This window comes from Corallococcus sp. CA049B (assembly GCF_003611685.1).
GTDB lineage: Bacteria > Myxococcota > Myxococcia > Myxococcales > Myxococcaceae > Corallococcus > Corallococcus coralloides.
In genome coordinates this window covers 1-11,092 of the sequence record NZ_RAWC01000268.1, presented here as the reverse complement: position 1 = coordinate 11,092, position 11,092 = coordinate 1, and the positions used below count along the sequence as shown (strand labels likewise).

11 protein-coding genes are annotated in these 11,092 nt (G+C 68.2%); 3 read left to right on the top strand and 8 right to left on the bottom strand.

The features are described from left to right. Positions 1 to 593 precede the first annotated feature (593 nt). Positions 594 to 1,118, top strand: a complete 525-nt coding sequence (locus D7W82_RS35130; RefSeq protein WP_120622482.1) for a DUF1993 family protein — start codon at positions 594 to 596, stop codon at positions 1,116 to 1,118. A 151-nt stretch (positions 1,119 to 1,269) separates the two neighbouring features. On the opposite strand, the gene D7W82_RS35125 is transcribed toward D7W82_RS35130, so the two are convergent. The 6 genes from D7W82_RS35125 to D7W82_RS35100 form a co-directional block, all read right to left on the bottom strand. Next, complete coding sequence (locus tag D7W82_RS35125) at positions 1,270 to 1,641, bottom strand: YccF domain-containing protein (RefSeq protein ID WP_120565731.1); 372 nt, start codon at positions 1,639 to 1,641, stop codon at positions 1,270 to 1,272. Between the two features lie 253 nt (positions 1,642 to 1,894). Then, positions 1,895 to 2,308 carry a Tsi3 family protein gene (locus D7W82_RS35120; protein ID WP_120622481.1) on the bottom strand — a complete coding sequence of 138 codons (414 nt, stop codon included), beginning with the start codon at positions 2,306 to 2,308 and terminating at the stop codon, positions 1,895 to 1,897. Between the two features lie 100 nt (positions 2,309 to 2,408). Next, entirely contained in the window at positions 2,409 to 3,164 is a 756-nt protein-coding gene (locus D7W82_RS35115) for a DUF5953 family protein (protein ID WP_120622480.1), read from the bottom strand. Between the two features lies 1 nt (position 3,165). Continuing rightward, positions 3,166 to 4,086, bottom strand: a complete 921-nt coding sequence (locus tag D7W82_RS35110; protein WP_120622479.1) for a DUF6310 domain-containing protein — start codon at positions 4,084 to 4,086, stop codon at positions 3,166 to 3,168. A gap of 117 nt (positions 4,087 to 4,203) precedes the next feature. Continuing rightward, positions 4,204 to 6,159: a serine/threonine-protein kinase gene (locus tag D7W82_RS35105; protein ID WP_120622478.1), complete on the bottom strand. Its 1,956-nt coding sequence runs from the start codon at positions 6,157 to 6,159 to the stop codon at positions 4,204 to 4,206. A gap of 53 nt (positions 6,160 to 6,212) precedes the next feature. Beyond that, the gene (locus D7W82_RS35100) at positions 6,213 to 7,553 is read right to left on the bottom strand and encodes a trypsin-like peptidase domain-containing protein (RefSeq protein WP_120622477.1); all 1,341 of its coding nucleotides are present in this window, start codon (positions 7,551 to 7,553) and stop codon (positions 6,213 to 6,215) included. Positions 7,554 to 7,810: 257 nt separating this feature from the next. On the opposite strand from D7W82_RS35100, the gene D7W82_RS35095 reads away from it, so the two are divergent. After that, positions 7,811 to 8,818 (top strand): hybrid sensor histidine kinase/response regulator, encoded by a 1,008-nt coding sequence (locus D7W82_RS35095; RefSeq protein ID WP_120622476.1) that lies wholly within the window; start codon positions 7,811 to 7,813, stop codon positions 8,816 to 8,818. 4 nt (positions 8,819 to 8,822) lie between these two features. Here the strand turns inward: D7W82_RS35095 and D7W82_RS35090 are convergent, their stop codons facing one another. Further along, positions 8,823 to 9,860 carry an agmatinase family protein gene (locus tag D7W82_RS35090; RefSeq protein WP_120622475.1) on the bottom strand — a complete coding sequence of 346 codons (1,038 nt, stop codon included), beginning with the start codon at positions 9,858 to 9,860 and terminating at the stop codon, positions 8,823 to 8,825. Positions 9,861 to 9,937: 77 nt separating this feature from the next. On the opposite strand from D7W82_RS35090, the gene D7W82_RS35085 reads away from it, so the two are divergent. Next, positions 9,938 to 10,366 (top strand): MmcQ/YjbR family DNA-binding protein, encoded by a 429-nt coding sequence (locus D7W82_RS35085; protein ID WP_120622474.1) that lies wholly within the window; start codon positions 9,938 to 9,940, stop codon positions 10,364 to 10,366. A 5-nt stretch (positions 10,367 to 10,371) separates the two neighbouring features. On the opposite strand, the gene D7W82_RS35080 is transcribed toward D7W82_RS35085, so the two are convergent. Then, the coding region (locus D7W82_RS35080; RefSeq protein ID WP_120622473.1) for a zinc-binding dehydrogenase at positions 10,372 to 11,092 on the bottom strand (721 nt) is incomplete at its 5' end.

Here is an 11,092-nt window from a genome sequence, read left to right as displayed (position 1 = left end):
CTGCCCCAGGTGCGTCGGCGGCTTCAGCATCTGCTACTGCGCCGCCTCGGCCATTGCCCGCTGTGCCTCCGCAGACTCGGCGCTCGCGCTCCTCCTCGAGGACCGTCACGCATCTGATCAAGTAGTATTAAGCTCTCGTAGTGTTCACGGTCGGCTTCACGCGATTGTGCCTAACGCGGCGTCCGCCGGGGAGCGGGACGTCAATCGTCCTTCAGCACAAGTTGCCGGATGCGCGTGAGCTTGCAGTTGGCGCCGCTGCGAGACAGCAAAATCTCCCAATCGACCCAAAGCTCCCTCAAGCAAGGGCGGAACCTGGGTTGGAAGAGGAGAGCCCTGCCTTTGCCGCGACGGTGGAGAATCCGAGGGAGGAGCGCACACCCCGTTTGGACTGGTCCGGGCTGCTGAAAAGGCTTTTGCGCCGGCTCGGCGTGCGGCTCATGGGCTCCCCGTCAGCGTCCCTCACCTCCCGCTCTGCTCCCACCCGCTACGCCCAGGAGAGCTCCTGTCCTTCCTATGCTCTGCTTGCTGTCATGGTCGTTCGGGCACATGCTGAAAAGGCGGAAACGCGAGTGCCAGGATGAGAGGGAAAGCCGATGCCGACATCACTCTACGACCTCAGCGTGCCCACCTTCCTGCAGACCGTGAGGGCCGTCGCAGGCTTTCTCGACCGCGCGGCCAGGCACTGCGCTGAGACGGGGGCTGATCCCGACGACTTCGTGAACGCGCGCCTTTTCGACGACATGGCGCCCTTCCACTTTCAGGTCGAAGCCACCTGGCACCATTCCGTGTGGGGGGTGGAAGCCCTCAAGACCGGTGTGTTCGCCCCGCCGGCCTTGGTTGGACCCGTCCCTTTCGCCGACCTGCAAGCGATGATCGGCAAAGCGGAAGTGGCGCTGGAGGCGTTCACGCCCGACGAGATCGACTCATGCGCGGGCAAGGACCTGGACCTTCAGATCGGGCCGCGGAGGCTCGCTTTCACGTCGGAGACGTTCATTCTCTCGTTCTCCCTGCCGAACTTCCATTTCCACGCCGTCACTGCCTACGACATCCTCCGCTCGCGCGGTGTACCGCTCGGCAAGCGTGATTACGAAGGCCGGCTGCGCACGAGATCCGCCTGAGCCGGAAATTCGTTGTGGAGGCAGGCGGCGGGTGTTGGCGTACGTGAGCGGCCGTGCACCCACGCGCTCCGTCGACCCAGCCTCCTGCGAGATGCTTCGAGGGCGACCGTCCCCGCCGCGTCCTCACGCGGCGGGAGCCGGGTGGAGACGTTCAGCCTCGAATGCGCTTGCCGAATGGAGCGAACGCGACCATTCCGAGCTTGAGGTGCTGCAGCGCGAACGGAATGCCGATGATCGTCAGCGCCAGGCTGACGCCGATGACGACGTTGGTGAGGAAGATCCAGATTCCAGCGAAGAGTGCCCAGACGATGTTGAGCCCGAAGCTCATCGCGCCTGCGCTGGGAAGATCCTCGATGTCCTTGCCGAAGGGCATCAGCGCGAGACCGGCCATCTTGAAGCACTGCACGCCGAACGGGATGCCGACGAGGGTAAGGCAGAGCACCAGCCCACCGAGCAGGTACTCGAGGCAGAGCACCAGCCCTCCGCCGAAGATGATCCACAACAGGTTCAGAAGCAGGTTCATGATCGACTTATACGTTGGAGTCGTCAGTCGATGACATGAGCCCGTCCGAATTTCGGCGGGCCTCGATTTCAGGAGCCGCGCACGCTGCCATCGCTTGATCCAGGGCTCGGGGGGCTGTTCATCCCCGAGCCCCGTCGTGGAGGCGTCCCGCCAACCGGCGCCTACTGCTCCGCGGCCTCCTGGGAGTCCACGTCCGGCCTGCCCGTGACGACGAATCGCTCCTGCTGGTGAAGAACCGGCCGTGAGCCCTCGTTCAAAAGGGCGTCTGGCCTGAAGAGGGCTTCACCACCGAAAGCCCCTGTCGGCGGATCAGTTCGTCCAACTCGAAGTGCGGGGCCAGGCCGTCGGCGAAGCGAACCTGTCGGTAGCGGACGTAAGATGCTCCCAAAGCTTCAACATAGGTCAGGGTCACGGCCTCCCCACTGGAGCCGCCCTCGGAGGTTTCTACCGAGCGCCGCAGCCGTCGTGCGCCCACGCGCTCGGTCACCCCATCATCCGGGGCGGGGCTCGCGACAATGTCGACAGCGATCTGGATCGGCTCGCGGGTTTCGTGGGCACCTGAAGCCGGAATGACCAGCCAGCCGTGCTCGCGCGTCGTGGCCTTGTACTGGGAGGCAAGCCAGAGTTCATGACCCGCAACGGAGGGATGAATGAGCAGCGCGGTCATGGCGGGAGCTGCTTCCCGGCAACCGAACATACACAGCGCAAGAAGAGCGAAGACCCCCACCGCACGGTAACCAAAGCGGCGTGTCTGGCCCTGAGTCGGATCAATGTTTTGCACGTCCGCCAATCTCCGGGAACCGCTCATAGGCCCGAAAGAGTGCGTCCAGGTGGGCTGGGTTGTCCAGGTCGAGCGGCGCGTCGGTGAGCTGCACGACCCAGCCGCCCGATGCCGTGCGCCGCGCCCGTGAGAGCAGCTCGACGTCGCGAGCAGGGTCCGGAAACCCGATGGCCTCTGCGGCAGCGACCGACCAGTAGTTCAGCCAACCGAGGCGATGCGGGATCTCAGGCGAGCGGATCTTCTCTGGGAGCTTCAGCGCTGGAAGCCCTCGGGGCGGAGGCTGCGGATTCGCCGCCCAATTCTTCGTCTGACGCGCGATCTCCCCCCCCGCGCTCGACGGTGTCGCGTGCCCCCACGATGCGCGTGCACTTTCCGCCACGGCCTCCAACACATCTGCCACCACCGTGAGTCCTGCCGCGTCCGCTGGCATTTGCGCATGGACCTCAAGTTGTGCCTGACCGCCGGGCGAACTGGCCGCTGGTAGTTCCAACCCGTAAATCATCACGGGATGGCTCTCGTTGCCATTGCACACGAGAGAGAAACCCCCGGCCCTGGTCCCTTCTGCGAGCCACGCGTCACGCTGCGGCAATGCAATGGGGCGCCCGTCTTCGGCAACCCTCCAATCCAGGTGCAAGCCAGGGAATACACGCTCCATCCCATGAACCACCGCCACAGGGCGGCTGTCGTCGCCCACGAGCGCAGGGGCATACACGATGAGGGCCACTTTCCGCTTGGCTGCCATCTCAGCACCAGTCCATGACGACGATTAGATCACTGAGATCCGGGGCTTGTTCTCCCAGCGCTTCCTTGTGTGCTTCGCTGCGCACGCCCACCCGGAAATCAAATCCGCAGGCCCGCGCGATTTCGCGCTCGCTCCGCATCTTCGCCACCTGATCACTGAGCACCCGTCCCTTGAGAAAGTCACTGTAGGTATCAAAGTTGTCAGTTTTGACCTCCCACAGCGTGCGTGTAGCCAGCTGCAGCGCGTCGAAGTTCTTCCCATTCACGAACACATCCCAACCGGGGAAACTGTTGTTCGGAATTTTGTCGGCGCATTTGTTGTGTGGGTCGTTGCCGCCACGGTGGTTGACCCTTCGAGGCTTGCACTCCGGGTGGCGCACGCGATCTAGAGGCCCTGGTGGCACCGGAGGAAACCAGTCCTGCCCTGATGGCTTGGGCTTCAGCTTGGGCTTGCGTTGGGCTTCAGCTTCCCGGGATGCCACCTTCGTTCCTCGCGAGGTCCCAGCTTCCTCGGGGTAGGCGTGGCGAAGTTCATATGCGTCCAGCGCCTCTTTGATGGCGACGCCGACCACCACCACGCCAAGTACGATCACGGCTCCCACGGCAATCTCAGGAGCCGCCAGTACGCAGAAGCCGATTCCTACGGCCGCGGCGTCTGCGGAGGCGACCGCGCATCTTCCCGTGGTGTCGTGGAACTCGAGCCGGTCATGGTCAAGCGTTCGATAGCACTTCTCCATCAGAACCGGCCAAAATTGGGCCGCCTCGCGGACCACGCACCTCCCACCGTCAGTCCAGGGCAGCTTCGCCGCCCGCTGGAGGTGGGTGCGTCTCTGGCTCCGCGTTCCGCGTGTGCCGGAGTCCGGCGTCGACGTGGCGCACGCCGAAAGGAAGAGTAGGAGTCCGATGCAAGCGCGGAAATGCATGGCGATATTCTCGCGTCAGAAATGAGGGGACGTGGGCAAGAGAAAGCCCAGCAACCCGGTGAGGTTTGCTGGGCTTCTGAATCCACGGGCGGCGTGGACCGATGCCGCGTGCGAGGCCTACTCCTCCGCGGCCTCCTGCGGCTCCTGGAAGTCCACGTCGAAGTTGACGCGCTGGCCGGGCTCGATGGTGAAGGTCTTCTGCCAGTGTGAGGGGCCCACGTTGACGTTGATGCGGTGGTAGCCCTCGTAGACGTCCAGCTCCTCCACGGGGACCGTGCCCACGGGCTTGCCGTCGACGGAGACGTTGGCTCCGGCGGGGCCGCGCACGTTGATGAAGGCCTTGTTGAGGAAGAACTGGTAGGCGGAGCGGCCCGTGGGGGCCACCGTCACGGTGCGCGACACGGAGATGCCGAGCGCGCCGTTGGTGAAGGTCAGCAGGTGCTTGCCCGGCGGCAGCGACGCGGACAGCGGCGTGCGGCCCAGCAGTGCGTTGTTGAGCGTGACCTCCACGCGCGGCTCCACGGTGAGGTCCAGGATGCCCATCACCGGGCCCGCGTCTACTCCGGCGTCCACGCCCGCGTCCTCGATGCCCGCGTCGAAGGGCTCGGCCACCACGATGGGCAGGCCCGCGTCGAAGGTCTCCACCGTCATCGTGCCCTGGAGCTGGCGCTGGACGATGACCGCGCCCGCGCCGAGCGTCAGCACGAGTCCGCCCACCACGTACGGCACCCAGGAGCGTGAAGGCTTCTGCGGGGCCGCGACCTGCGCCGTGGGGCTTGCCGCGCCGCCGAAGATGGGCCCCGCAGGCCGCGTCTCCGTGGATGCAGTCGGAGCAGGGGAGGGCGTCACGGTCTGAGCCGTGGCCGGCCTCGAAGTGCTCGGGGCAGCGCTCTGCACCGGAGTCGCGACAGGAGTGCTCTGCGGGACCTGCACCGCTGCCGGGGCCTGAGCGGCCTGCACCGGCGCCGTCACCACAGGCTGCACGGGCGCGGCAGCCTGCGGCGCGGCGGCCACAGGCTGCACGGGAGCCGGCTTGCCAACTTCCGCCGAGGAGAACTCCGGCACCTTGCTCTTCACTGGCTCCGCGAGCCCCGCGCCGTTCGCGATGATCTCCGCGATCTGCGGCGTCGGCATGCCCGCCTTCGCCAGCGCCTCCGCGATGCCCTTCTCAATCGTCGCCCGGCGCGCCGCTCTCGCGTCGCTCTCCGGCGGGAACAGCTTCGCCAGGTGCTCCGCGAACTCCTCGTGCGTGGGCAGCTTGCCAATCGCATCCACCAGCGCCTCGCGGAACGCGAGCGCCGACGAATAACGCTCCAGCGCCCGCTTCGTCGTCGCGCGGCGCACGACGGCATCCAGCTTCAGTGGCACGTCCGCCGGCATCGGGGGCAGGGCGCGGTTGAGCACCGCCTTGTCCGGATCCGCCGACTCCTTGAACGGCATCTTCCCCGTGAGGCACTCGTGCAGCGTGAGCCCCAGCAGGAACACGTCCGACTGCACGTTGACCGCTTCACGCCCGCCCAGCAACTGCTCCGGGGACGTGTACGCGCGGCGGTTCTTCACGCGCTTGCCACCGCGCTCACGCGGCGCCACGGACAGCGCGCCGTAGCCTGTCACCTTCGTGTAGCCGCTGAAGGACACCATCAGCGTTTCGGGCCGGATGTCTCCGTGCACCAGCGGCGAACCGTCGTCGTTGCCCGCCACGTGCGCGTAGTGCAGGCCCATGGCCGCGTCCGCCACCACCAGCGCCGCGAACGCGGGCGACATGCGGGGGTTCGCTTCCAGCACGCGCCGCAGCGGCTCGCCGTCCGCGAACTCGGTGACTCGCGCCAGGCCCCCGTCCAGCTTCTCCAGGCCGTGCACGCGCAGGATGTTCGGGTGCTCGAAGACGATGGCGCGGTTCGTCTCTCGCTCCAGGCGCGCCACCAGCTCCGGGTTCTGCGCGATTTCAGGCGGTGCCCAGATGAGCACCACGGGGCGGGGCGTGGCACCTTCCTCCAGCGACAGTCCGAGGAAGGCACGCGAGCCCTCTCCGGCAAGGAGGGGGCCGAGTGACTGATAGCGAGGCGAACTCATGGGAACGGCATGCTAGTGCCCTTCCCGTCGATCCTGGAATCCCCGGGTCACGCCTAGATCTGCTGACCTTCGAAAGGCAGCGTCAGGTGGTAGCCATAACGCCCGCGCCGCACGAGCAACAGCACGCTACGTCCCCGTCGCGCCGTCAGCAGGGCTTCACGGAAAGTGTCACCCGTGGGGACAGGCTGATTGTTCATCCGCAACAGCACGTCCCCCGGCTCCAGCCCAATCTCCGACGCAGCCGACCCCTGCCGCACGGCCGCGATCGCCATCCCGCCCTTGGTTTCCTTCACGCGGAGTCCCAGCTTCTCCCACGCCAGGTTCTCAAGCAGGCGAGCCGGAAATTCGACCGGCGTCACCTGCACCGTGCGGTTGCCGCCTGCTCGGAAGAGGACCAAGGGGAAGACCGAGCGGGCAGGGTAGCCGCGCACGCGCGAGTCGAAATCCTCCGCGTCCTGGATGCGCGAGCCACCCAGCTCCGCGACCACGTCACCGCGCTGCACACCGGCCTGCGCGGCGGGGCTGTCCGGATCCACGTTCGTCACGATGACGCCATACGTGCGGTCCCACCCGAGCCGCGCGGCCACCTGCGAGGGCAGGTCCGCCGTGTCCATGCCCACCCACGCGGGGCGTACCTTCCCGAAGCGCGTGAGCTCCTCGACGATGCGCCGCACCTTGTCCGCGGGGATGGCGAAGCCGATGCCCTGCCCGTTGGCGTAGATGGCCGTGTTGATGCCGATGATCTCCCCGTCCACGTTGAGCAGCGGCCCGCCGGAGTTGCCCGGGTTGATGGCCGCGTCCGTCTGGAGGAAGTCGTTGTAGACGCGGCTGTCCGCGCGGAAGGTGCGGCCCGTGGCGGACACCACGCCCGCCGTGACGGTCTTGCTCAGGCCGAACGGACTGCCGATGGCGACCACCGTCTCGCCAATCATCAAGTCGGAGCTGGTGCCCAGCTTCGCGGTGGGCAGGGGCTCCTTCGCGTTGACCTTGAGGACCGCCAGGTCGTTGTTCGCGTCACTGCCCACCACCTCCGCGTCGAAGGTGCGCCCGTCCGCGAGCACCACGTGGATGGCGGAGGCGCCCCGGATGACGTGGTCGTTGGTGACGATGATGCCGGACGGGTCGATGATGGCGCCGCTGCCCAGGCCCGTAATCCGCTGGCGCGTCTCCGGCTGCGCCATCCCCTGGCCGAAGAACTCCTCCAGGGGCGAGCGGGGCCGGCCCCGGAAGCGCGACTCCACCTCCTGTTCGGTGCCGATGTAGACGACCGCCGGGGAAACCTTCTGCACCACCTCCACCACGTCGCTGCGGCGCCGGGCCAGGTCCGCGTGCGCCGGAAGCGCCAGCACGAGCCCCCACAGCAAGAGCCCCCACCGGATGTGTGCTGCCCTCATGCCTTCCTCCGTACGCCGCCGGGAATTGTCTCCCGGAAGACAGTCTGAATGTCGGGAAGGCCTCAGCCATTCCCTGGGTGTCTGGAAGCGGCGTCCCGCTCTTCATAGACCAGATGGTGCGGCCGTGATCGAACGCACTTTCAGGCAGAACGTCCTTGCCCTGGGCCGATTGCGGCGTTGGGGGAGCAGGGGCCGCCCTGGGAGTCCCGGCGCGGCGTGTTGCTGGCTGCCCGCGGGGGCCTTGGGAGCGGTTGCGCATGAGTCTCGTCCTGGTCGCGGATGACGAACCCGCGGTGCTGGAAGTCCTGAGCCAGGTGATTGAGGACCTGGGGCACGACGTGGTGCGCGCGCGGGATGGCGAGGAGGCGCTGGCGCTCGCCCGGGCCCACCGGCCGCGGCTGGTGGTGACGGACCACATGATGCCGCGCATGAGCGGCATGGAGCTGTGCAGCCGGCTGAAGCAGGAGCCGGGCCTGCGCGAGGTGCCCATCATCCTCTTGAGCGCGGTGCTCCAGCAGGGCTCGCCGGATGCGGCCGCGTTCCTCAACAAGCCCTTTGAAATCACCGACTTCGAGGCGCTGGTCCACGACGTGCTGGCGAAGGCCCCCGCCGCGCCCCCGGAGCCCGCCACGCCCGTGGAGGCGCTGAGCCGGTGGGTGGCGCAGTCGCTCCAGGGCCCGCTGGAGGCCGCGAAGCATGAGCTGCGCGCGCTTCGGGACCTGCCTCCGCCAGGCAGGGGCGCGGTGGAGGCGCTGGGCGCGCAGCTCCAGTCGCTGGAGCGGATGGGCCGCTACCTCCAGGACGCCGCCCGGCTGAGCGCGGGCAGCGTGACGCTGAGGCCGGTGGAGGGGGACCTGCGCCAGCCGCTGGAGGCCTCCGTCGCGCGGTGCCGCACCACGGGGCCGGGCGTGCCGGTGGAGGTGACGGTGCCCCCGGAGGCGGTGGGCCTTCGCTTCGACCCGGAGCGCCTGGAGCAGGTGTTCGACGTGCTCCTGTCGAACGCGGCCCGGCAGGGCGGGGTGCGCGTGGAATTGGAGGCGTCCGCGGAGCAGGTGCTGGTGCGCGTGAGCGACCCGGGGCCGGGCATCCCGGAAGCGGAGCTGCCCCGGCTGTTCCAGCCCTTCCCGGAGGGCCCCGCGCGAGGGGAGGCGCTGGGGCTCTACGTGGCCTCGGAGCTGGCGAAGCTGCACGGCGGCGCGCTCTCCGCCGAGTCGCGCCCCGGGCAGGGCGCGACGTTCAGCGTGTCGCTGCCGCGCGTGGCCTGACGCCTCAGGCCTTCTGCGACTTCAGCATCCAGCCGATCATCTTGTAGAGCAGGCGGGCGCCCACGTTGGCGTCCCACTCGCTGCCCTCCGGGTCGGGGGCCACTTCGGTGAGGTCGAAGCCCACGATGGTGCGGCCCGAGCGCACGACGCCCGCGACGAGCGCGGTGGCCTCCGGGAAGGACAGGCCGCCGGGCACGGGCGTGCCGGTGTTCGGGCACAGCACGGGGTCCAGGCCGTCGATGTCGAACGACAGGTAGACCTGCTGCGGCAGCTTGTCGACGATCTGCTTCACCTGCTGGTTCCAGGGCAGGCCGTCGAAGCGGTTCTGCTGGAGGACGGCGTCGTAGAAGGCGTGGATGCGGCCGCCGGAGCCCTCGATGTAGCGGTGCTCGTTCTCGCTCATGTCGCGCAGGCCCACCTGGACCAGCGTCTTCACTCCCGGGATGCGCTCACACACGTTGTAGAAGATGGACGCGTGCGACCAGGTGAAGCCCTCGTACGCGACGCGCAGGTCAGCGTGCGCGTCCAGGTGCAGCACGCCCATGCCGGGGTACTTCTCCGCGTGGGCCTGGATGATGCCGAAGGAGATGGCGTGATCGCCTCCCACGGCGGCCACGAGCTTGCCCTGCTCAATCCACTGCTTCGCGGTGCGGTAGACGTGATCGTTGAGCTTCTCGCTGAAGCCGTTCACGTCCTTGGCGGCGAGGAGCAGCTCGGCCTCGCCGGAGTCGATGCCGCCGGCCTCGATGACGAGCAGGGCGCGCTCCTTGGCGCGCTCATTCCACTCGTGGAGTTCGGCGGGGGCCTCCAGCATTGCGATGCCGCGCTCGTAGGGCCGGCCGGTCTCCACGTCGAAGAGGTCCACCTGCTTGCTGGCCTCCAGCAGCGCGGCGGGGCCGTTGGACGTGCCACCGCCGTAGCTGGTGGTGGCCTCGAAGGGCACGGGGATGACGACGACGTGGGCCTCGTCGGGAGAGTGGGGGAGGCCGAAGATGCCGGAGCCCGGCTGCGCGGCGGCGGCGGGGTCGAAGTGGGTAGCCATGGCGGCGCAGGATACGGTTCCGCATCCGGGGCGCAATGGCTTCGGTGGTGCCTGGCGGCAGGGCAGGGAGGAAACGGATGGCGGCGCGGAAGAAGACGGTGGCGAAGCGCAAGGGACGGCTCACGGTGGACGACGTGCGCGAAATGGCGCTGGCCCTGCCGTCGACGGAGGAGCGCCCCTCCTATGGAACGCCCGGGTTCCGGGTGAGCGACAAGCTCTTCGCGCGGGTGCTGGGTGACGACTCCATCGTCATCAAGGTGGACTTCGACCACCGCGAGGCCCTGCTGGACTCCAAGCCAGACATGTTCGAAGTGACGCCGCACTACCAGGACTGGCCCATGGTCATCGTGCGTCTGAAGACCGTGAATCGGCGCCTGTTGGAGGTCCTGCTCAAGGAGGCCTGGCGCCGGTGCGCCTCCGCCAAGGTGCTCAAGGCGCAGGAGCCCGCCGCGCCTGCTCCCAAGCGAGCGGCGAAGAGGGCTCCCGCCCGCAGGCGCAGCGTGTAGCGGCTTCAGTCCCAGCGAACGACGATCTTGCCCACGGTGCCGTTGCCCGCCATCCGCTCCAGCCCGGAGCGAATCTCCGTCATGGGCAACACGGCATCCACCACGGCCCGCAGCGCTCCAGAGTCGAACAGGGGCAACAGCTGCCGCTCAGCCACCTGCGTGAGCAGCATCTTCTCCTCCGCGGGCCGGCTGCGGAGCACCGTCCCCTTGAGGGTGAGCCGCTTGCGCATCACCAGCCCCAGGTCCAGCTCCGCTCGCGTGCCAGCCACCGAGCCCACCTGCATCAGCCGCCCTCGGGGCGCCATGGCCTTCACGGACTCCGGCAGATAGGCGCCGCCCACCAGGTCCAGGCACACGTCCGCGCCACGGCCCTCCGTCGCCGCGAGCACCGCGTCCGCGAACACCGGTGGGTTGCTCTCGCACAGCACCGTCTGGCCCACGCCCCACTCGGAGGCCCGCGCCAGCTTCTGCGCGCTCCGTCCCGTGCCCACCACCCGCACGCCCATGGCCTTGCAGAGCAGCGCCGCGGCGGAACCCACGCCGCTCGCCACCGCGTGCACCAGCACCGTCTCCCCGGGCCTCAGGTCCGCCTGGAGCACCAGCGCGTCGTACGCCGTGAGGTAGGCCTCCGGCAGCGCCGCCGCGTCCGCGAAGTCCAGGCCCTTCGGCATGCGCAGCACCTCGCGCTCGTGCGTGGTGATCACCTCGCTCCACGCGCCCCCACCC